Below are 22,006 nucleotides of genomic sequence, written 5' to 3'. Positions count from 1 at the left end.
AATGAAACTTTTTGGAACATCAGGCATCCGAGGAAGATTTAAAGAAAAACTAACAGCATCATTATCGTTAAATGTTGGGAAAGCCATCGCAACCTACCTCAAAGGAGAAGGTGAAGTCGTAGTAGGATATGATCCGCGCACATCAAGCCAACTCATAGAAAACGCATTATCCGCGGGGCTGATGGAAGGAGGGTGTAACGTCATCAAAATAGGAATGGTCCCCACACCACTCATAGGATATGCCACTTCCAAACTCGAAGCCAAGGCAGGTGTAATGATAACAGCATCACACAACCCACCAGAATACAATGGAATAAAAGTATGGAACCAGAATGGAATGGCATACTCACCAGCACAAGAAAAGGAAATAGAAAGAATAGTCCATGAAAAAGATTACATTACGGTAGACTGGGACAATCTAGGAAGTTCATATCACTTGGACATTACAAAAATGTACATGGAAAATGTCCTAGAACATGTTAAGATAAAACCCGGTCTTAAAGTAGTTGTTGATTGTGGTTGTGGAGCAGCATCACATATAACCCCAATAATTTTAAGGAGAGTTGGATGCGAAGTCTTATCATTGAATTGTCAACCAGACGGCTTTTTCCCCGGACGAAACCCCGAACCAACCCCAGAAAACCTGAAAGACCTTTATCATTGAATTGTCAACCAGACGGCTTTTTCCCCGGACGAAACCCCGAACCAACCCCAGAAAACCTGAAAGACCTCATGAACGCGGTTAAAGCCAGTGGAGCCGATCTTGGCATAGCCCATGACGGCGACGCTGACAGGATGGTGGCAGTTGACGATAAAGGCAGGTTCGCAGACTTTGATAAACTTCTAACACTCATTGCGAAAGAAAAAGGTGGGAAGATCATCACCACAGTAGACGCATCCATCAGCCTTGATGAATGTTTAAAAGAAGTCGGGGGAGAGGTCATAAGGACAAAGGTTGGGGACGTGCATGTTGCAGAAGCCCTAATCAGAGAAAAAGGATCATTCGGAGGGGAACCATCCGGCACATGGTTACACCCAGAATTCTCCCTATCACCCGACGGAATATTCTCCGCCCTCAAACTCGTTGAAATAGTATCAAAGAAAGGCCCATTATCCAAATTACTCGATAGAATACCATCATATCACAATATAAGGGATAAAGTACCCTGTCATGATACGAAAAAAGGTAATGTGATGGACAAAGTTAGAAAACAACTACCAAAACAATTCAAAGAAAAAATCGAAAAAGATAACATAGACGGTACAAGAATATCACTAAAGGATGGCAGCTGGGTACTCATAAGACCATCAGGCACAGAACCATATATAAGAATCAGAATAGAAGCTAAAGATGAAAAAACAGCCAAAAAACTTCATAATATAAGCCGATCATTCATAGAAAAAGTTATAAGGGGATTATAATGCAAGCAGTCATCCTAACTGCAGGTGAAGGGACAAGGATGAGACCCCTCACACTCACAAGGCCCAAGACAATGCTCCCAATAGCAGGCAAACCCATACTACAATATAACATAGAAGCCCTAAGAGAAAACGGCATCAAAGACATTATAATGATAACAGGATACCATGAATCAAAGGTGAAAGAATATTTCGATAACGGGGACAAATTCAACGTAAATATAAGATACCATACACAAAAGGAGCAACTAGGAACAGCACACGCAATAAAATATGCCAGAGAATACATAGAAGATGATTTCATAGTACTCAACGGCGACATCATCACAGAACCAGCCACCATCACAGACCTACTATCACATTATAAAAAAGCAGACACCACCATAGTACTCAGAGAAGTTAAAGATCCAAGCCAATTCGGAGTTGTTACACTAGAAGGAGACAATGTAAAAGATATCATAGAAAAACCACCAGCAAATAAAGCCCCAGGGAACCTAATAAACACTGGAATATACCTATTCAACCATAAAATATTCGATTACATTGAAAGGACAGAAAAATCACCCCGCGGAGAATACGAGATAACAGATTCCATCAAAATGCAAATAAAAGACAATTTAACAATAAAAGGTATAATATCCAAAAGGCATTGGGTAGACGTTGGAAAACCATGGGAACTACTAGAAGCCAATGAAACACTCCTTAAAAACATGAAAGAGGATATAAAAGGTGAAATAGAGGACAACGTCACAATCCATGGGCCGATCATCCTAGGAGAAGATAGCATAATAAGATCAGGAACATACATTATAGGCCCCGTCTACATAGGAAAAAACTGTGAAATAGGACCCAATTCCTACATCAGAGCAAACACGTCAATAGGAGACGATGTAAGCATAGGAAACGCCGTTGAAATCAAAAACTCCATAATAATGGATAAAACAAATATAAACCATTTATCCTATGTAGGAGATTCTGTCATCGGAGAAAACTGCAACCTCGGCGCGGGAACAAACATAGCAAACCTCAGATTCGACGATAACCATGTAAAGATGACTATAAAAGGGGAAAAAATAGACACAGGCCGCCGCAAGATGGGGGTGATCTTCGCAGATAATGTTAAAACTGGTGTCAATTCCTCCTTTAACCCAGGCATTAAGGTAGGTGTTGGATCCCACATAGGACCTGGGAGTATAATATCACATGACATACCATCAAACAAACTAGTAATAGTAAATCAAGAACATATAATCAGTAAAAGAAACTAAATTCGCAACCTAACCCCCACAAAATTTAAGGTTTAGAAGCCCTCCTACTGTATCTATAGGATGGCCCAAAAATCCTATTATACGGATTCTTATCACGTCCAAATAAAAGTTTTATTTTAATCCTTCACACCCTAGGCGTGGGAATAGATTCTTAAGAAAATACTTATTAACTCTATATACTAATTATATCATAACGGCCTCTAATTCAGGTGTAGAAGATGGGAAAGAACTTTAAAGTCTTCAGTGGAGCTAAAATAATAGGTGAAGTCGAAATAGGGGATCATTCATCAATCTGGTATAACGCCGTGGTGAGAGGTGACATCGAACCCATCAAGATAGGCTCATATTCCAATATCCAAGACAATTGTGTAGTACATACAAGCAAAGGCTTCAAGACCATAATAGGAGACTATGTATCTGTAGGACATGCAGCTGTATTACATGGTTGCAGGATAAAGGATAATGTACTTATAGGGATGAACGCAACCATCCTCAACGGCTCCACCATCAACGAAGATTCCATTATAGGAGCGGGTACTGTTGTAACCGAGGGAAAAGAATTCCCACCAGGGAGTCTAATACTCGGCGTCCCAGGGAGGCTAATAAGAGAACTTACAAAAGAAGAGATAAAATCTGTAAAAGACAATGCACTAAGATACTCTAAACTCGCCAAGAAGGGGTTATAATGGCCAAGATAAGGGATACCATACTACAAATAGAACCATATGTACCTGGAAGATCAACTAAAGAAATAGCTGAAGAATACCATCTTAAAGAAAGCGAAATCGTGAAACTCGGATCCAATGAAAACCCCCTCGGACCTTCACCTAAGGCTGTTAAAGCAGTGAAACGCGAAACCAAGAACATGCATAGATACCCCGAATCGGGATTGGATGATCTTAAAAAAGCAATTGCAGACTATTCAGGAACATCCCCCAATCAGATAATAGTTGGGGGTGATGGCGCCGATGAGATAATAGATCTACTCGGTAAAACCTTCATGGAAACTGGCACAGAATTCATCGTACCAATACCATCCTACATGTATTATGAATATACTCTACGCCCATATGGTGCAAGACCAGCCTATGCAAAATGGGACATGGAAAAGAATACCGTTGATACAAAATCTGTCATAGAATCCATAAATGATAAAACACGGCTTATATTCTTGTGCACTCCCAACAATCCTACCGGTGGCCTGATCCCAAAGGATGATATAATCAAGATACTTGAGTCAACCTCTGCATTAGTTGTGGTGGATGAAGCCTATTTTGAATTTGCACGTGTCAGTAACATAGAACTTCTCGAAGATTATGAGAACCTGCTCATCCTAAGAACATTTTCAAAGGCTATGGGCCTTGCTGGTATGCGTATAGGTTATGGTATTTCAAATCCCAGGATAATAGATTATATGCATCGTGTTAAGCCTGTTTTCAGTTTGACTAGACTTTCGCATGTAGCCGCCCTTGCAACATTATCTGACAAGGATTATATAAAGAGATCTGTTGAATTTTCAATTAAAAGTAGAGAATATCTATATTCCAGACTTCTACAAATGGATAAGATCAGAGTCCTCAGATCCTATGCAAATTACCTACTAGTAGATATACGCGAAACTGGCATGAACGCGGGTAAATTGACGGATGAGCTGCTGAAGAGGGGTGTTATAGTTAGAGATTGCACATCATTCAAGGGCTTGGATGAATATTGGATACGTGTGAGTGTGGGGACAATGAAAGAAAATGATAAGTTCATAGAAGCCCTTGGGGATATCATAGAGTGATTTTATGAAGATTGGAGATTATAGTATTTCTACAGTGGATTTTCCAGGCACGCCATCACTTGTAATATTCCTCGCTGGTTGTCCGCTTAAATGTCCATATTGCCATAATCCAGAACTAATAAAAGGAGGAAAAAATGTTTCACTCAAAGACATTTACAAAAAGATAATAGAATCCAAGGATTTAGTGGATGCTATTGTGATAAGTGGTGGCGAACCACTCCTACAAATAGACGAACTAGTGAAAGTTCTAGAATTCGCCAGGTCACAAAACCTTAAAACGAAATTGGACACCAATGGCTACCAGCCAAAACATGTCAAGAGGATAAAGGACTTATTAGATTATGTTGCACTTGACGTTAAATCCCCATTTGAAAAATATCGGAAGCTCTTCGGTTTGGATGGGGATAAGGTTAAAGAAACAATGAATATATTATCAGAATCCAAGGTCTTTCTCGAGTGCAGGACTACCTATGTCCCTAACCTGTTAAAACCAGGAGACATTGTAAGGATTGCTTCTCAAATCAATTGCGACCTTTATGTGATACAACAGTTCAGGAACAAGATGGTACTCGACCCCAAACTCAAGAATGTTAACCCACCATCGCCTTCCATTTTAAAGGACATCGCAAAAAAAGCTAAAAGGTATTGTGAAAACGTGAAGATCAGAACGCAAGAATTTGGAGAAGAAAAAATATAAGTAGCAGTGGAGGGGGTGAATTGCCCATCCTATCATTCAACAGCCGCCAAATCAACCTTATAACCGGCGAAAAGAACATGACAATACGTAAACTGTGGAAGAAACGCCTAAAGGTAGGTGATAGACTCCACTGTTACTGGAACCTCATATCAAAAGAGCGTCAAAAAGTTTTCGAAGCCGAAGTTACAAGTGTAGAAATCATAAAATTCAAAGACCTTATAAAAGATGATAAACTAGCCCAAGAAGACGGTTTCAAAGATGCTAATGAACTTAAAAGAGAATTTGAGAGGATATATGGGGAAGTGGATGATGAAACCGAATTTCAGATTATAAGATTCAAAAAATTGCCAATCGAAGAATGGGAAGGCGAAAAAATAGACCAAAAGGCCATGATAATCCAAAAAGCAGACATACTATTCGACCTTGGAAAATATAAAGAATCAAAAACATGCTATAATGCAGCTTTAAAATTAGACCCAGAAAATGTCTACATACTAAATAGGCTAGCAGACAACCTCACAAGACTTGGAAAATTCCAAAAGGCAATAGAATACTATGACAAGGCATTAGAATTAGAACCAGAAAACGAACACATATGGAACAACAGGGCAATCACATTACTCAACGCAGGTAACATAAAAGGAGCATTAAACTCCAGTAATAAAGCTCTCAAAATAAATCCAAAGGATACAACCATATTATACTGGCATGGAGTGATACTAGAGATTATGGGAGAAAAAAAAGAAGCACTCAAATACTATGATAAAGCTATTAAAGCAGATAATAAAAACGTAGGAGCATGGAACGCTAGGGGCGATCTACTATCAGAACTCGGAAGAAAAGAAGAAGCCATAAAATCTTATGAAAACGCATTAAAGTTCGCATTAGAAGATGATGAAAGTGCAACGCTCTGGAATAGGAAGGGCAATGCACTATTCGAACTTGGAAGATTTCAAGATGCCCTAGAATGCTATGACAGGGCATTAGAGTTAGAACCGGAAAATGATATATTTTGGAGCAACCGTGGCGTCACATTACTCGAATTAAACCGCTTCGAAGAAGCCCTCGAATCATTCAACAGAGCACTTAGAATAAACCCAAAAAACGAAGACGCCAAAATACTTAAAGAAGAATGCCTAGAAAACCTCTGAACACCCTCAAACCCCATCACAACTAATATAAGCTCTGCAAACATCCCATAAACCCTCCAAAAAGGAGATTCACCCCCATCAGTTGGAAGCCCCCTTTAATCGATAAAATTTGGCGGCAATGGGATATCTTCTTCCTCAACTTTTATTTCAACCAAAATTGGCTCATTCATCTGAAGAATACTTGAAAATGTATCATCTAACTCTTCTGGCTTTTCTATCCTAAAAGATTTTATATTATATGATCTTGCTAATTTAACAAAATCCGGATTTTTAAGATGGACTTGGTAGCTTTCGCCATACTCCATCTCCTGCCATTGCCTTACTATACCCAAACTGGAATTATTCAATATGCATATTATAATAGGCAGTTTCCTCTCCATTATTGTCCCAAGCTCTTGCATGGTCATCTGAAAACCTCCATCACCTACTATCAAAATTATCTTCTTTCCGGGTCTTGCCAAGCCGACTCCAACTGATGCTGGAAGTCCATAGCCCATAGGCCCGAACGCCCCTGAATATATTAATGAACGGCTTTCCAAGACCCTCCTATAAAGTGTAACCCACGTTGTATGGCTTCCAGCATCATTCACTACAATAGCATCAGGGGCCAGATCAAATATCCTGGATATAACTTGGCTGGGTTTAAGGGGATAATCTTTCAAGAGCGGCGGATCATCATATGCTGGGGGATTCTTAGTCGAATACTCCTTCAATTCTCTGATCCAATCAGTATAGGAACTCACTTTGGATTTTATTATTTCTATGAATTCCTTAACATCCATTTGGAGATTAACATCGCCTTTGAATGTTTTCTTGTCGATATTCACATGTATTATTGGCGAATCTCCAAACCCTATTATGGTTCTTTCAGATATTCTGGAACCTAATGCTATGATCAAGTCACAGTTTTTCCCGGCATAATTAGCTGTGGGAGTGCCCCTCGTGCCTATCATACCCAAACATAGTGGATGATCTTCACCTATAACACCTCTCGCAGGATATGTTGTCGCAACTGGTATATTATGGGCTTCTATAAGTTCTCTGAGATCATCTTCGGCCCGACTCCAGAGCACACCAGCACCTGCAACTATGAGAGGCCTTTTAGACGATTCTAATAAGCTGATAGCCTCTCCCATGCTAGTATAATCCCTCATGGGAGAATATTCTACCTCCTCTATTAGTAAATCTTCCCTTATCTCCTCTTGGAATATGTCCTTATTTATGTTAATGTGGATGGGGCCCATAGGTTCTCTACTAGAATATACTAGGGCCTTTTTCAACATTGATATGGTTTCTTCACCATTTCTTGGTTTGAAGGTGTATCTTGTGATTGGCTTGAATATTTTCTCCAATTCAACTTCCTGGAATACGTTTAACCCTATCTGGTTCCGTGGAATATCCCCTGTGATCACGATTAATGGTATGGAATCCTTATAGGCTGTTGCAACACCCATAACAAGATTCAGGGCACCTGGACCCCCTGTGGATATGCAGACGCCGATTTCCCCAGATGCGCGCGCATACCCATCCGCTGCATGCGCAGCCCCTTGTTCATGCCTTAAAAGTATGTGTTCAATGCTTGAGGTCCTCATGGAATCATAAAGGGGTAATACATGTTCACCTGGATGACCGAAAACATATTTTATACCAGCGTCTTCTAATAATTTTATGATAGCATCGGAACATTTCATAGACCAAATCCCCTAAATATAACTTTAAAATATTATCTCAAACCAAAAATACATATAAGGTGAGAATTTATGAGCGACCATCTAGATGCATTACTCCATGAGAAGAGAATATTCTATCCACCAGAAGAACTTGTTAAAGAAAGCAATATTAGGAAATGGATGGACGAAAGGAATATAAAAGGTTACTCTGAACTCATTAAAAGATGTGAAGAAGACCCAGAATGGTTCTGGGACGAGTTAGCACAAGAATTGGACTGGTTCGAACCCTATACTAAAATATTAGAATGGAATCCTCCATATGCCAAATGGTTTGCAGATGGTAAATTTAACATAGTCCACAATGCACTTGATAGGCACGCTAAAGGGTGGAGAAAAAATAAAATAGCCTACATATGGGAAGGAGAGGATGGTAGGCGAAGGAAATTAACATACTTCGACCTCTACAGGGAAGTGAACCGATTAGCAAATGCTCTGAAAGGATTAGGAGTCAGGAAGGGGGATAGAGTAAGCATTTATCTTCCGATGATACCAGAACTGCCCATTGCAATGCTGGCATGCGCAAAAATCGGGGCAATACACAGCGTAGTCTTCTCAGGATTCTGGGCCAAAGCATTCAAAGAAAGGGCAATAGACGCGGGATCGAAGATAGTGATAACAGCTGACGCGTTTCACCGACGAGGAAAACTTATAAAACTCAAAGACACATTAGACACAGTCATAGATGATATACCGACCATAGAGAAGGTCATAGTTGTAGAACACTTAAAGACAGAAGTGGATATGAAAGAGGGAAGAGACGTCTTCTGGGACGACCTCCTAAAAGGACAAGAAAAAGAATGCGAAACCGAAATACTAGGAGCCGAGGACACATTGTTCATACTCTACACCTCAGGAACGACAGGCAAACCCAAGGGCGTGGTACATACACATGGAGGATACGCTGTGGGAACCTACACAACAATGAAATTCGTCTTCGACATCCGAGACGATGACATCTATTGGTGCACAGCAGACATAGGATGGATAACAGGCCACAGTTACGTAGTTTATGGACCCTTGATAGCAGGGGCCACATCAATTTTATATGATGGCGCTCCAGACTATCCAGACCCTGGAAGACTTTGGAAGATGATAGAAGATTACGGGGTTACAATATTCTACACTGCACCCACCCTAGTGAGGATGTTCATGAAATACGGTGAAAAGTGGCCCCAAGATCATGATCTGAGCAGTTTGAGGTTGCTAGGATCTGTGGGGGAGCCTATAAACCCAGAGGCGTGGATGTGGTATTATGAAAATATTGGTGGAAGAAGATGTCCTATAATGGATACATGGTGGCAGACCGAAACAGGAATGCACATTATAACACCTTTACCTATAAGCCCATTGAAACCAGGTTCAGCATATAAACCCTTCCCAACGATAAAAGCTGATGTATTAGATGATGATGGTAACAGTTTAAGGGGTGAAGGTGGGCACCTTGTAATTAAGACTCCATGGCCGGCGATGTTCAGAACACTTTACAAGGATGAGAAACGTTACATTGAGTCCTATTGGAGTAAATTCCCCAACATTTACCTTACAGGGGATGTTGGGAGGATAGACGAGGATGGTTACTTCTGGATACAGGGTAGGGAAGATGATATCTTGAATGTTGCAGGTCACAGGATAAGTACTGCAGAGGTTGAATCTGCGCTTGTAAGCCACCCCCTTGTGGTGGAGGCTGCAGTTGTTGGGAAACCAGATATTCTCAAAGGAGAGGAAATAGCGGCTTTTGTAATATTAAAAGAGGATGTTAAACCGACCCAGCACCTTAAAGGAGTGCTCAGAGAGCATGTGCGGAAGGAGATAGGCCCTATAGCAACTCCAAGTTATATTGGGTTCGTGGATGATCTTCCCAAGACTAGATCGGGTAAGATAATGAGGCGGATAATAAAAGCGAAACTTATAGGGGAAGATGTGGGTGATACGAGCACCCTCGCGAACCCCGAGGCCGTTGATGAACTGGAGAAAGCATTATAGTGGTTCCTGGTAGCTTCCGTTATATTCTCCAGAGCCCTTAACTTTGAATACAATGGCCTGCGCTATTCTCTCCCCTCTTTTTATTTTATATTCAAAGTCCCCGTAATTATAAACCAAGAATCTTAATCTTCCTTGGAATCCTGGATCTCCAAGTGCTGTGTGTACTCCTATAAAAGATCTTAGTAGTGTTGAACGAGGGAGGTATATCATAGCATAACCCTTTGGGATTTTTATTTTTCTGTCCACGGTTACAAGGTAAGCTTTTTTAGGTTTTAAATTATAAAGTGGAGGTTTTAACTTTCGGAGTTCTGGTAATCTTTTTTTATCATCTAAGAGCGATGCGGGGCCGGCTTGTTCGAATACTTCGTCAAGGCGCAAGTCTATACCAGCTGGTTGTATTAGATCTTCGAATTCCGGGAAAAGCTTTATAAGTTCTTTTTCTCCTAACATCTTATTTTGCTCCCGTCAATATGGTGAATTTCGGGTGTGTTCCTATGATGATGGTTTTTCCCAAATTTTTTTAAGTTCTGGGTGTATTCCATCTATTATTCCAAGTTTTTCCATCGCCTTGCCATACGTTTCATGGATTGTTTTAAATTCTGGCCTTATCATACCCCTAAACGCATCATATCCCATTACTCTACCATAATTTTCTGTTATAGACCATATTATTTTATTAAGATCTTCTATGATGTCTTCTGGTTTGTATTGGGATCTTTCTACATTAGATTTTATGGTGTTGAATTCTATGGCTGCATTTGCTTTAACTTCAACGTCTTCGAGGATCTGTGGACATTCTTTGTATGGTAATGACTTTTTTAACATTCCCCTGGCTGGTGCCACTCCCATTATTTTACTGGCTCCAATTGACATTGCAAGTAGTATGTTTTCATATATTTCAAGGGTTAATCTGGTTTTTTCTTTTTCATTAGTGGGTATTTTAACCTCTTTTTCCATCCTGGGGAGTGAAATTGGCGGTTTTATTTCAGGTAAACCTTTAACCTCCTCCTTTGGATGGGTTAATTCCCCTTCTTCCTCGGGTAAACTTTTAACTTCTTCTGGAATGGTGATTTCTTTTTTTATCTTGGGTGGAACTTCACCAGCCTTCTTTTTGATTTTTGGTGTTTTTTCTATCTGGTGGAGTTTTTTTCTATTTTTTTCTGATACGAGGATTATGTGGCCGAGTTTGGCGCCTTTGTCTGCTATTACTATAAGGTGGATCTCTTCAATACCTAGTAGTATCATGTTATTCTTTTGGAATTCTAGAATTATTTTCTTGCAGCGGCCTTGTCCTGTTCTTTTAAGCAGCTTTTGGGATGATTCGTTTATAACCCTTGCCATGGACTCTATCTGTGTTTTATCGATCCTTGGTGTTATTCTGTCATATAGGATGCTCTGATTATCTATTATTATCATACCGTTGAATCCATTTATTTTTTCGAAATCTTGGTAGATTTCATCGAAGATGTCCATTTTAAAAACCTCTTATTGAGTGTTTATAAGTTCGCAGTATGTTATCCACGCAGCATCTGTTCTCCCTGGAGGGTAACATGTTATGAGCATTAGTCTTGCTTTTCCTGTCTGTGCGAATCTTATAGGATTTTCTTTGTAGTCCCATCTTATATCTTCACCATTGGATATTACCTTGTATGTGTATTTTTTGGAGGTTATGAAGTCCTCTATTATCACTATGTCTCCTGGCTTTAAGTTTCCTATTAATTGGAATGGCCCTGAATATCTTGTTCTATGTCCGAGTAGGCCGCAATCTCCGGGTTCTCCCGGCATTACGCTTTCAGGGTAATGGTAGACCGAATCATAGGCGTTAACTGTGTCTTCTCTTATCCAAGCTTCCAAGCCTATGCTGGGTATTATCAGTTTCCCTATGACAGTATACCCTGTATTAGTGTGTATTTCTGGGTTTAAAAGTTCTTTTGGGGCTTTCTTGTACTCTTCGAGGTGGCGTTGTGAAGTTTCCACCTTTTCAATGTCATGGCACCCTTTTATTATAATGAGGGATGATATCATTATAGAAATGATGATTATAATTATTGAGTATATTTTGTATTTTCTCATTTTTCACCTTTTAATAAGTTTTTTGATATTTTCTCCTATTATAGACTTGTAATAGACAACTTTATCTGTTTTGTCAGTCCAAGCTGTTACTTTAGCGATTATACCAGTATCTGCAATCTCCAATATGATGAGATTAGGTTCTGGTTCTGGTAAGAGACCATCTATTTTACTGATTATCTCTTTTATCTTTTCTTCAAATTCTTTTATATCAACCTCCAGGGGTATGTTTACCTTGAGATCTATCCTACGCTTATGGGACGCTGTATAATTAACATAGGGGTTTTTTGAAAAAGAAGAATTTGGTATTGTTATAATTTTATTGTCAGGAGTGCATATTGTTGTTGTCCTGAAACCCATTTTTATAACGGTACCTTTTTGGTTGGAAATTTCGATGACGTCACCAATCTTGAAACTTTTATCTGCAAGTATGAAAAGTCCTGATATAAAATTTGCTAATGTATCTCTAGCAGCGAAGCCTACTGCAACACCTACTATCCCTATACTTAAAATTAGCCCGGTAAGATCGATCCCGAACCATTTCAAGATTATGGCCACTGCTAATATATATAAGGTGTATTTTATTATATCATTTAACACATGTATTACTGTTAAATCTAATTCCCATTTTTTCGCGCTTTTGTAAAGCAGACGCGAAATCCACCTTGTTATAACTAATGTGGCGAATATTGTAACCCCTATAATGACTAAACCTTCAATTATCATCTTCGGTTGCATATTTCCTCACCTCAACAGACATGAGGTCATAGGCTACTATAGTATTCTTAAATATTTCCCTGGCCGCCTTTTCGATAATATCAGATCGTTTATAACGGGTGCTAAGGTGTGTTAAGATCAGGTTTTTCACATTGGATTCTTTAGCGATCTCAGCAGCCTCAGAAGCGGTGGAGTGTCCAGTTTCAAGAGCTTTATCTTCTTTACCTGCTTCGAATGTGGCTTCATGGATGAGTATATGGGAATTTTTAGCCAATTTTACAAGATTCTCGGATGGTCTTGTATCACCTGAATATGTTATTTTAATACCCTTCCGTGGTTTTCCAAGAACCTCTTCCGGTCTTATGATCCTGTCACCTAAACGTACTGGGATGCCCCTATGGAGCTTCCCAAATGCTGGTCCAGGTCTTAAACCCAACTTTATAGCCTTATCCCTTAAAAACCTAGGCTTTTTCTTTTCCTCGAAACAATATGATAGGTTAGGTACTGTGTGCTCTGTCTCAACACAACTTATAACATATTCTTCCTTTTCTATGATCTTACCAGCACTTATCTCATGCACATAAACGTCAAAGTTCATTGAAAAATATCCAAGTTTCATCGCCGCCTCAAGCATTTCCTTGAGGCCTGCTGGGCCGAATATGTGTAAGGGTTCTTCTCTCCCACGGAATGCCATTGTCTGGATCATCCCAGGCAAACCTAGGAGGTGGTCCCCATGTAAATGGCTTATGAATATTTTTTCTATCTTCATTGGACTTACCTTTGCCTTCGCCATCTGCCGCTGAGTCCCCTCTCCACAATCGAATAGGAACACTTCACCGAATGCTTTTAAAGCTATTGCGGTATGGTTTCTTTTCTTTGAGGGTATTGCTGCCGAGGTTCCGAGGAATATTAATTCCATTTTTATCACACCAGCCTTTGTAAAAGGTTTATAATCCCATCGTTAATATATCATAAAGGGAGGGTGAACATTTTGATTGATATGTTAAGGAGATTAATAAAAGAGGATATGGGCTTTGAGGATATAACAACTAACGCACTTATAGAAGTTGGCTTGGAAGCCGAGGCAGAGGTCATATCCAATGATGATGGTATAATAGCTGGGGTTGAGGTTGCAGAGATTACATGTGATGATTTCAATTTAGACTTTAAAGCATATAAGTTAGATGGTGATAAGGTTAGAGAGGATGAAATCATACTCTCAATGAAAGGGGATGCAAGGCATATTCTCCTTATTGAAAGAACCCTCCTTAATCTGATGATGAGGATGAGCGGTATAGCCACTACCACATATAATTTAGTGCAGAGGGCGCGAAAATATAACCCCAAGATTATAATTGCTGGAACTCGTAAGACAACACCCGGCTTGCAATGGTGGGAAAAACATGCCATCCGTATTGGTGGGGGTGACACTCACCGTTTCAGGCTTGACGATTGTGCTATGATAAAAGATAATCATATTTCACTCATCGGAGATTTGGAGGAGGCTATCAGGAAGGTTAGGTCCTATATAAGTTTCACGAAGAAGATAGAAGTAGAGGTTGAGTCTGTTGAGGATGCTATTCTAGCTGCAAGGTGTGGTGCTGATATAATACTCCTTGATAATATGAGGCCATCAGTTATTAAGGATGTTATCAGTGCACTTGAAAGGGAAAACTTGAGGGATAATGTTATCATCGAGGCTTCAGGTGGCATAAACCCTGATAATATTCATAAATATGCTGCTACTGGGGTTGATGTGATATCAATGGGTTTTATCACACATTCAACGCCTGTATTAGATTTAAGTTTGGAAATGAGCAAATTGTGACCTGTTTTAATCTTGCTTAAAATTGCTTTTAATATTTTCTAAAATATACCCCCAGCCCATTTAAAAAATTTAAGATTATTTCAATTATCCAAATATTTATATAACCGGCAGGCTAATCATATGGTAGAAGGAGGTAAAATTTTATGGTGCAGGAGAGTGAAAAAGAGGAATTACCATTTGCAAAGGCTGAGGTTGTAAGACTTATGAAGCAACACCTTGACAGTGACAAGATGATAAGGGAAAGAGTCAAGGTTGAGATGAACAAATTTCTAGGTGAAATATTAGCGAAAATCTGCAAAGAATTAAACAAGTACCCCTATGCGACAGTAGAATATGACATGTTCAAAGAATGCATCTACCCCTATAAGAACATAGAAAGGATAAACAAGGAAAAAGAGAGGATAATAAAACACTTAGAGGCTATAAAGGCAGACTGCGACTCTCTGTCCATGGATATTGAACGTACAATGAGATTAAAAGAGGAATGATAGAGACTATCTCTCGATTGTTATAAAACCTGTTTTAAGTTTTTTGATTTCCTCACTGGTTAACCTGCGCTTCGAAGCCTTTGGATGAGCTATAAAGCTTTGACCCATAGGATCCTCCAATATGACCTTAACCTTTTTCTCACCATTCCTAACCTTTTTAAGATCCTCAAGTAAATTAAGGGATCTTTCCTGGGCTTTCTCATCCTCGAAGAGTTTTAAAGCCATTTTAACAGCTGCTTGGAATCTCTCGATAACTCCTTCAATATTTGAAATATAAGCTGTAGACCGTGGCCCCGGCTCGACTTTCAAGCCTAGTTCTGGTATTTTTATAGTGGCTGATTGTGATTTAACCACTCTCGCATTTAGGGTTTCAGATTCAACCCATAAAGAGTATCTCATAGGGTCTCCCTGATCTAGGCAGAGAACGTCACTGTAGCGATATCCACATTCATGACATATAAGCGTTGATTCCATGACCTCGCCAAAATATGGTATCTTCTCCAAATGCGTGCTAATATCCAATGATTTTTGGCCATGACATAATGGACAGTCAATTTTCATTGTTGATCATCTTCTCCTTTGTATATTAGTCCTTTTTTGTCGAGTTCTTGTGTTATCTTAGTGAGACTTTCCTTGTCTGGTGCGCATATTATATGTGAGTGTATATTATTTGATAATTTGTAGAGTCTTTCAAGGTCCCTTTTTCGTTTAGGATTGCTTTGAAGCCTGTCAAGGAATCTCTGAGCCTCTCTGGGATCATATACATTCACTTCCCTTTTAAGAGGCTCTGTAAATCCTGGTATATAATAAGCGACGTCTACTATTCGTCCACCATACTTTCTAATCACTATATCTATAACTTCAGGTAGTTTATCCACCGAGTGTTTTAATGTTATCAGTTTGCAACACTCTCTTATGAATGATAGCATCCTTTTTATTGTGCAGGTTACGCTTTCATTGTCAATCACTGGTACATTATGTTCTTTCGCCCTCTTCACTAGATGATCATGTATGATCCTGTTTTCTTTGAAATATTCAAGGTGCTTACCACCTCTTTTGATTTCCATGGCCCTTTTAACGAATCTTTCTTTGTGAATTTCTTCATCCGCGGATAATATGAAAAAGTGTATTGAAGCTTCATCCTTGAATTTGGCTGTGTCTAAGAAGCCTGGGATTAAGTGTACTCCTTCTATGACTATGTCATCGGCGTCTTCAATGGCTCTCTTTATAACTTTTTCAATGGCTGGTATGACAAAGGAAGCGTGTTCTTCAAATCCCGCGCTTACTAGTGATTCATAGTCTCCAAATCTTTCTTTGTCTCTCAAGACGGTGTAAGCATCAAAGGATGATCTGTGGAGTACTGGAGCATAATCTGGTCCAATGATCCCCCTCACAACTTCTCGGATAAAATCTGTTTCTATAAGATGTTTTATATTTAATTCACTGGCTATGGCAGCGGCTATTGTGGATTTACCTATGCCGGAGGCGCTTCCTATCAGTATTACATATGGTTTCCTCAATATCCCTACTCTCCAAAGGCCAACTTTTGAATGTTTCAGTGCATCTTTTCAACTAAAAGGGAGATCTAAGTTCATGTTAGTAGGTCTTTCACCCTTTCCGCGCTTCTTTTCATCTCGAGCCTTATTAGCCCAAGGTTTATATCGACATCTGTTATAACTGCAAGTATGCCCTCACCAGCATCTATCATCAATGTTTTACCCCTACTACCCTCTATTGTCACCTGTTCGAGTGGTTCTTGTTGTATCTCCTCGGCTGACCTCTCAGCCGTACCGAATACTGCTGATGCCATCGCAGCTACAAGTTCCGCATCTATACCTGATGGGACTTCGCTCTCTATTATGAGACCATCCTTTCCAACAACCAGAGACCCGTTAACACCATCAATTCTACCTAGATCTTTAAGTACTCTTTCAATCATTTCAACCATATTACCTATCCCCTACATTTATATATTCATCAACATTTTATTATTAGGTAAGTACACATAACTAATTAAAGTTTCTATTATCTTCGACATTAAAATATTAAGGAGTGATTCTTTGTACATCTTATCTTCTGTAAAAGAACTTCAAAAACTCAACCCATTCATTGTAATAGGCTGCGGTGGTGGAGGAGAAAAATTCGCAAACTTCGAAGGAGTGGAAACAGTAGGATTTGTAGATGACGACCCATCAAAGCATGGAAAAGAATTCTGCGGCTCCATAGTATCATCAGATCTCCTCGAACTCCTTAAAAAGACACCTGCAAAGAGTGTTGCCATAATGTTACCTATTGGAGCCGAAGGAACCGCATTAAAGTATGCAGTCCAAGCAATAAACGAGGGCAAAAACGTTGTAACATCATTCAGATCGCTGCCACTCGCCGAAAACCAGTCACTGGTAAAATTCGCCCAGGAAAAGAACGTATCAATCCTAGAAATAAGCCCCCGTTTGGATAACGTCCGCAAAGTCATGGGAGTGGCGCCACCAAAATGTACAGAAATCTTGCCAAAAATAAATTACAAACCCAAAACCCCAGTAGTGTACATAGGGGGAACCTCACAAGAATGTGGCAAACGAACCACCACAAGAATGCTAGGCATCGAAGCCAAAAATAGGGGCATAAAACCGGCGGTAATATCCACAGATGAAATGGGATTAGAGCCACCAATTGATATCAACTTCAGAGCAGGCAGCCTTTCTGTAATGGATGTCGCAGCCGCCCTAATGGGCACAATAAAATACATAGAAGAAAAAAAGGATCCTGATATAATATTCATTGAAAGTCAAGCTAGTTTAACAGAAAGGAAAAACCCCCATCCCAGGGGATTATCAGCCGCAATCCTAGTAGGGTCGATGCCAGATGCATGCATAGTATGCCACAGGCCCAGACACCCATACAGGCACCCTAGAGGCATAAAAGAAGAAATAAGAGCAATAGAAGCTGTCGAACCCACAAAGGTCGTGGGCATCTCCCTAAATCTGAGAAACATAAATGATTATATAAAAGAAAAATTAATAAAAAGATATGAAAACCAATATAACCTTCCAGTTGCAGATGTGAAAGAAGGGGGCTCCTCCAAATTATTAGATGCCATCATAGATTATATAGGAGAGATATAAATTGCGAGATGTTATAAATTTCTTAAAAGAAACCATGGGCTTGGACGAGGAGGAGAAAAAAGAAGAAACCGAGACAATCATAGTACCAGAACATTCTTTCTATGAGATAATATTAATGAAAGCGAAAAACCTCGAGGACATCGATGACGTTCTAGTACAAATAACAGAAGAAAAAAATCCGGTAATACTAGACCTAAGCCGCCTAAAAACAGAATCTTTAGAAGATTTCAAAATAGCGGGGGAGAAAATAAAAAATTTACGGGAAACAGAAAAGGCCGAGGCCATACTATTATGTAAAAACGAAAAAGAGATCATAATCATCACCCCTCCAGAGATAAAACTCATAAAAAAAGAATAGCAGATTCCGAGGGGAGTAGTGAATGGAATTACCAATCACAAGACCAACATACATTTCCTATGGTGATGAATTAGATTTCAATAAATTTTTAGAAAAACTTGCCAGAAAAAAACATAATGGATTTATCAGAGTCACCCACGCCTCAAGCGAAGGTCACATATTAATCAAGGATGGCATCCCAATAGCAGCTTCATATGACAGATACATGAAATCAAAGGCCATGGAAAAAATTCTAGAAATCATTAACAAAATGGACACAATCATAGAATTATTTGAAGTGAGGGAATCACAAATAGACTATATAATAGATATAAACAAGGTATATAAACTTGAACCCACTCCACCCAAAATAGAAAAACCCACACCAACAACAGAAGAAAAAGAACGCCCAAAAATAACACCAGTAAAAGAAAAACCCACACCAACAACAGAAGAAATCCCAACAGAACCCGAAACCCCAGAAATCACTGAAGAAACAGAAAAAATAGAAAAGCCCTTGAACAGGGAAGAAGTAATGAAAAAGTATGGATTGAAGGATATCGACGAAGAAGAAGTTGAAAAAGTCCTTGAAAATTATAAAGGGGGCGCCATAACTACAATAGATATAGAAAGGGTAGAATTGACCTTAATGAACAAAATAAAAAAATCAATAATAGGAATACCTGATATAAAAAGTGTTGAAGTCATGGTTTTCCTAGAAAACTTGCCAGAACTTGAAGGGGATATAAAAGTACTCATCGAACGTGAAAGTAAAGGATTATTATCCCGTTTAATGGGTGGAGCTATGAAAGAAGAAGAATTAAAAGAACACGTTAATGATATAATCGAAATGGAGATAAAAAGAACATTCAGGGGTTATCCCAAAATCATAGAAAATTTTAATGTGAATATCGAAATACATTAAAAGATTAAATTATGGGGGCATAAAATGACAAGAGTCATAACAATCGCTTCTGGTAAAGGAGGAGTCGGAAAAACAGTAGTAACCGCCAACCTAGGAGTTGCACTTGCAAGTTACGGCGAACGTGTAATAGTATTGGATGCAGATATCGCAATGGCCAATTTGGAACTCGTACTTGGAATGGAAGGCAAATCAGTCACCTTACACGATGTACTCGCAGGCAAAGCCAACATAGAAGATGCCATCTACGATGGCCCAGAGGGTGTGAAGATAGTTCCTGCCGGCATATCATTAGAAGGGCTGCGGAATGTGAAATTAGAACGTTTAGAGGAGGTATTATCTCATCTAATCGAAGATGCTGATATTCTATTAATTGATGCCCCCGCCGGCCTTGAAAAAGATGCTATAGCAGCACTTGCCGCTGCTGAGGAACTTTTACTTGTCACAACTCCTGAGATCCCATCCATAAGTGATGTTCTCAAGACAAAAATAATTGCAGATAAGCTAGATGTTAAGATCATAGGTGTTGTAGTAAATAGAGAGCAACATGATAAGACCTTCCTAACAGTTGACGAGATCGAAACTATACTAGAAGTTCCAGTAATTGCAGTTATACCTGAAGATCCTGAAATCAGTAGATCAGCAGCATTTGGAGAGCCTATAGTTATAAAGAATCCTAAATCACCTGCAAGCAATGCTATCATGAAATTAGCCGCCGATTTATTAGGTAAAGAGTTCCATCCAATTGAACCTGATAAGAGAGGTATCATCGCGAAATTAATAGCAGGTTTAACAGGGCGCAGATAAACTTTCCCACGGTGGGGATTTTTTTTGGATATTGTAAGTGTGGGAACCGCTAATATAGATTTTATCCTAAAGGTTCCATCCTTTGTAGAGCCTGATACCGAAATGAACATTGAAAAGTTACATCTCTCACCTGGGGGATCCGCCCTTAATTTCGCAGTTCATGCCACTAGAAATGGTCTTAAAACGGGTATAATAGCAAAGGTTGGTCTGGATTATTTTGGTGATATAATCTATAATAGACTCAAGGATGAAGGAGTCGATATAAAAGGTCTTTCAAGGACTACTGGGAGTACTGGGATGGCATTCATAAGTGTGGACGGGACTGGTAGGAGGTCCATTTACTCATTTATAGGTGCGAACAAGGAGCTTAAGATTGGAAAAAGGGAAATAGAGTATATTTCAAGGGCTGATTTCACCCACTTGGGGGGTACATACCTTGAAATAGCGTTCCCAGTAGCTGAACATGCGAATCTCCTTTCATTTGCGCCTGGAGCTCTCCTTGCAGCTTATGGCGTGTCCACACTAAGACCGATACTCCAGAATACAGATGTTCTTTTTCTCAATGAACATGAACTTAAACTTTTAACCGGTAAATCTCCCAAGGAGGGTATTAATCTCCTAATCAATGAGGGGATCCCTCTAATAGTGATAACGAGAGGAAGTAAAGGCGCAGAAGTTTATACAGAAAAAGATGTGGTCAAGTATAAAGTTAAGGAAGTTGAGGCTCTTGACACAACCGGCGCAGGTGACGCCTTTGCCGCGGGTTTTATAGCATCATGGACCAAAGGTGAAAGTTTAAATTCTTGCCTTAAAAGAGCGCATGAATGTGCCTTGAAAAATCTTAAAAAATTAGGTGCAATATAGTTTTTCAACAAAAAAAAGGATTTATAATGGGATGATGGCCTCGATAGCAGAAACTAATTTATATTTTAAAGAACTTTTCAGCGTTCTTTGAGGATACTCTAAGTATTTCTGAGTCATTGAAACCTTCGAGACGCATCTTATGGACTGTTTTCGGCACTGAGAGCGGGTCTGATGGCGCCGAACTTATATCACTGTTTAACAGGAACTTGTCTATACCATATTCTCTCATGATCATAACAGCTTCAAATGGCGTTATTTTACCTGGTTGTATGGTGAGTCCAAGCATTGATTCATGTTCGATGACTTCTTTGATTATCTCAGTATTTATGTGATCTATTAGTACTCTTGAAGTGTCGATATGACCTTCTATGACTTGGAGTAGGATTTTTGTCATTTTCTTCTTGTTTTTGCGGGGTGTGTGTATTATCACGGGGATTTTCAGTCTATCCGCTAATTCTAATTGTTCCTTCAAGACTTTTATCTCTACTTGGGTTCCTTTTTCAATCCCGATTTCTCCTATGGCCACGACCCTTTTATTTTCTAGAATTTGTGGTAAGTTTTCTATGACATTTTTATAGTCTCTGGGTATGCTTCTTGGGTGTATTCCTGCTGTTACGTATAATCTGATGCCGTTTTCTTTCGCGCGTTGGGTATCTACTTCTAGTAAGCGTTGTATGTGTTCAAGGGTGACTGTTGAGACTTTCATTGGTAGGGGATCGTGGGCGCATGTTATGGTTTTCTCTATACCTGCTATTGCCATTTTCTCGAAATCTTCATAAGGGCGTGTGTCTGCGTGTATGTGGGCGTCTATCATCCT

The 22,006-nt window shown here is 39.4% G+C and carries 23 protein-coding genes and 1 pseudogene; 14 read left to right on the top strand and 10 right to left on the bottom strand.

Annotated elements, in window-relative coordinates; all coding sequences use genetic code 11:
- Position 1 precedes the first annotated feature (1 nt).
- The 6 genes and pseudogenes from DPC56_RS00235 to DPC56_RS00210 all read left to right on the top strand — a co-directional run bounded on the left by DPC56_RS00235 (position 2) and on the right by DPC56_RS00210 (position 6,321).
- A pseudogene (locus DPC56_RS00235) lies at positions 2 to 1,422 on the top strand (phosphopentomutase/phosphoglucosamine mutase).
- Complete coding sequence (glmU, locus tag DPC56_RS00230; RefSeq protein WP_245923812.1) at positions 1,416 to 2,687, top strand: bifunctional sugar-1-phosphate nucleotidylyltransferase/acetyltransferase; 1,272 nt, start codon at positions 1,416 to 1,418, stop codon at positions 2,685 to 2,687. The pseudogene DPC56_RS00235 and the gene glmU overlap by 7 nt, the downstream one beginning before the upstream one ends.
- 218 nt (positions 2,688 to 2,905) lie before the next feature.
- A complete protein-coding gene (locus tag DPC56_RS00225; RefSeq protein WP_112093065.1) occupies positions 2,906 to 3,373 on the top strand; it encodes a gamma carbonic anhydrase family protein in 468 nt (155 codons plus the stop codon).
- A complete protein-coding gene (hisC, locus tag DPC56_RS00220) occupies positions 3,373 to 4,473 on the top strand; it encodes a histidinol-phosphate transaminase (RefSeq protein ID WP_112093064.1) in 1,101 nt (366 codons plus the stop codon). The genes DPC56_RS00225 and hisC overlap by 1 nt, the downstream gene beginning before the upstream one ends.
- A gap of 4 nt (positions 4,474 to 4,477) precedes the next feature.
- On the top strand, positions 4,478 to 5,170 hold the full coding sequence (locus DPC56_RS00215; protein WP_112093063.1) for an anaerobic ribonucleoside-triphosphate reductase activating protein: 693 nt from the start codon (positions 4,478 to 4,480) through the stop codon (positions 5,168 to 5,170).
- Positions 5,171 to 5,190: 20 nt separating this feature from the next.
- Positions 5,191 to 6,321 (top strand): tetratricopeptide repeat protein, encoded by a 1,131-nt coding sequence (locus tag DPC56_RS00210; RefSeq protein WP_112093062.1) that lies wholly within the window; start codon positions 5,191 to 5,193, stop codon positions 6,319 to 6,321.
- A gap of 95 nt (positions 6,322 to 6,416) precedes the next feature.
- Here DPC56_RS00210 and DPC56_RS00205 read toward each other — a convergent pair whose 3' ends face one another.
- Complete coding sequence (locus DPC56_RS00205; RefSeq protein ID WP_112093061.1) at positions 6,417 to 8,012, bottom strand: thiamine pyrophosphate-binding protein; 1,596 nt, start codon at positions 8,010 to 8,012, stop codon at positions 6,417 to 6,419.
- A gap of 69 nt (positions 8,013 to 8,081) precedes the next feature.
- Between DPC56_RS00205 and acs the strand changes: the two genes are divergently transcribed.
- Positions 8,082 to 10,034 (top strand): acetate--CoA ligase, encoded by a 1,953-nt coding sequence (acs, locus tag DPC56_RS00200; RefSeq protein ID WP_112093060.1) that lies wholly within the window; start codon positions 8,082 to 8,084, stop codon positions 10,032 to 10,034.
- Here the strand turns inward: acs and DPC56_RS00195 are convergent.
- From DPC56_RS00195 to rnz, 5 genes are read right to left on the bottom strand one after another with little or no spacing between them, the layout of a single operon-like run.
- Positions 10,029 to 10,484, bottom strand: a complete 456-nt coding sequence (locus DPC56_RS00195; protein WP_112093059.1) for a dCTP deaminase — start codon at positions 10,482 to 10,484, stop codon at positions 10,029 to 10,031. The genes acs and DPC56_RS00195 overlap by 6 nt on opposite strands.
- Before the next feature lie 42 nt (positions 10,485 to 10,526).
- Positions 10,527 to 11,507: a roadblock/LC7 domain-containing protein gene (locus DPC56_RS00190; RefSeq protein WP_112093058.1), complete on the bottom strand. Its 981-nt coding sequence runs from the start codon at positions 11,505 to 11,507 to the stop codon at positions 10,527 to 10,529.
- A gap of 12 nt (positions 11,508 to 11,519) precedes the next feature.
- Positions 11,520 to 12,107 carry a class E sortase gene (locus DPC56_RS00185; protein ID WP_112093057.1) on the bottom strand — a complete coding sequence of 196 codons (588 nt, stop codon included), beginning with the start codon at positions 12,105 to 12,107 and terminating at the stop codon, positions 11,520 to 11,522.
- Between the two features lie 3 nt (positions 12,108 to 12,110).
- Positions 12,111 to 12,842, bottom strand: coding sequence for a mechanosensitive ion channel family protein (locus tag DPC56_RS00180; protein WP_112093056.1), 732 nt, complete (start codon positions 12,840 to 12,842; stop codon positions 12,111 to 12,113).
- A complete protein-coding gene (rnz, locus tag DPC56_RS00175; protein WP_112093055.1) occupies positions 12,820 to 13,740 on the bottom strand; it encodes a ribonuclease Z in 921 nt (306 codons plus the stop codon). Before rnz ends, DPC56_RS00180 begins: the two co-directional genes overlap by 23 nt.
- Before the next feature lie 81 nt (positions 13,741 to 13,821).
- Between rnz and nadC the strand changes: the two genes are divergently transcribed.
- Together nadC and DPC56_RS00165 are read left to right on the top strand one after the other, a co-directional pair.
- Complete coding sequence (nadC, locus tag DPC56_RS00170; protein ID WP_348638827.1) at positions 13,822 to 14,649, top strand: carboxylating nicotinate-nucleotide diphosphorylase; 828 nt, start codon at positions 13,822 to 13,824, stop codon at positions 14,647 to 14,649.
- Positions 14,650 to 14,792: 143 nt separating this feature from the next.
- Complete coding sequence (locus DPC56_RS00165; protein ID WP_112093053.1) at positions 14,793 to 15,137, top strand: hypothetical protein; 345 nt, start codon at positions 14,793 to 14,795, stop codon at positions 15,135 to 15,137.
- 6 nt (positions 15,138 to 15,143) lie between these two features.
- Here the strand turns inward: DPC56_RS00165 and DPC56_RS00160 are convergent, their stop codons facing one another.
- From DPC56_RS00160 to DPC56_RS00150, 3 genes are all read right to left on the bottom strand, one after another.
- The gene (locus tag DPC56_RS00160; RefSeq protein ID WP_112093052.1) at positions 15,144 to 15,698 is read right to left on the bottom strand and encodes a ZPR1 zinc finger domain-containing protein; all 555 of its coding nucleotides are present in this window, start codon (positions 15,696 to 15,698) and stop codon (positions 15,144 to 15,146) included.
- Positions 15,695 to 16,657 (bottom strand): 3H domain-containing protein, encoded by a 963-nt coding sequence (locus DPC56_RS00155; protein ID WP_112093051.1) that lies wholly within the window; start codon positions 16,655 to 16,657, stop codon positions 15,695 to 15,697. Before DPC56_RS00155 ends, DPC56_RS00160 begins: the two co-directional genes overlap by 4 nt.
- A gap of 71 nt (positions 16,658 to 16,728) precedes the next feature.
- Positions 16,729 to 17,076: a roadblock/LC7 domain-containing protein gene (locus DPC56_RS00150; RefSeq protein ID WP_112093279.1), complete on the bottom strand. Its 348-nt coding sequence runs from the start codon at positions 17,074 to 17,076 to the stop codon at positions 16,729 to 16,731.
- A gap of 121 nt (positions 17,077 to 17,197) precedes the next feature.
- Between DPC56_RS00150 and DPC56_RS00145 the strand changes: the two genes are divergently transcribed.
- From DPC56_RS00145 to DPC56_RS00125, 5 genes are read left to right on the top strand one after another with little or no spacing between them, the layout of a single operon-like run.
- Complete coding sequence (locus DPC56_RS00145; protein WP_112093050.1) at positions 17,198 to 18,259, top strand: DUF1611 domain-containing protein; 1,062 nt, start codon at positions 17,198 to 17,200, stop codon at positions 18,257 to 18,259.
- Position 18,260: 1 nt separating this feature from the next.
- On the top strand, positions 18,261 to 18,617 hold the full coding sequence (gene sepF, locus DPC56_RS00140) for a cell division protein SepF (RefSeq protein WP_112093049.1): 357 nt from the start codon (positions 18,261 to 18,263) through the stop codon (positions 18,615 to 18,617).
- 22 nt (positions 18,618 to 18,639) lie between these two features.
- Entirely contained in the window at positions 18,640 to 19,521 is an 882-nt protein-coding gene (locus DPC56_RS00135) for a DUF2226 domain-containing protein (RefSeq protein WP_112093048.1), read from the top strand.
- Between the two features lie 24 nt (positions 19,522 to 19,545).
- Positions 19,546 to 20,325, top strand: coding sequence for a cell division ATPase MinD (gene minD / locus DPC56_RS00130; RefSeq protein ID WP_112093047.1), 780 nt, complete (start codon positions 19,546 to 19,548; stop codon positions 20,323 to 20,325).
- Between the two features lie 24 nt (positions 20,326 to 20,349).
- Positions 20,350 to 21,189 carry a carbohydrate kinase family protein gene (locus DPC56_RS00125; protein ID WP_112093046.1) on the top strand — a complete coding sequence of 280 codons (840 nt, stop codon included), beginning with the start codon at positions 20,350 to 20,352 and terminating at the stop codon, positions 21,187 to 21,189.
- Between the two features lie 58 nt (positions 21,190 to 21,247).
- Here the strand turns inward: DPC56_RS00125 and DPC56_RS00120 are convergent, their stop codons facing one another.
- Positions 21,248 to 22,003: a TatD family hydrolase gene (locus DPC56_RS00120; RefSeq protein ID WP_112093045.1), complete on the bottom strand. Its 756-nt coding sequence runs from the start codon at positions 22,001 to 22,003 to the stop codon at positions 21,248 to 21,250.
- Between the last annotated feature and the right edge of the window lie 3 nt (positions 22,004 to 22,006).

It is taken from the genome of Methanothermobacter tenebrarum, assembly GCF_003264935.1.
Taxonomy (GTDB): Archaea; Methanobacteriota; Methanobacteria; order Methanobacteriales; family DSM-23052; genus Methanothermobacter_A; species Methanothermobacter_A tenebrarum_A.
This window is presented reverse-complemented; position numbering and strand designations above follow the sequence as displayed.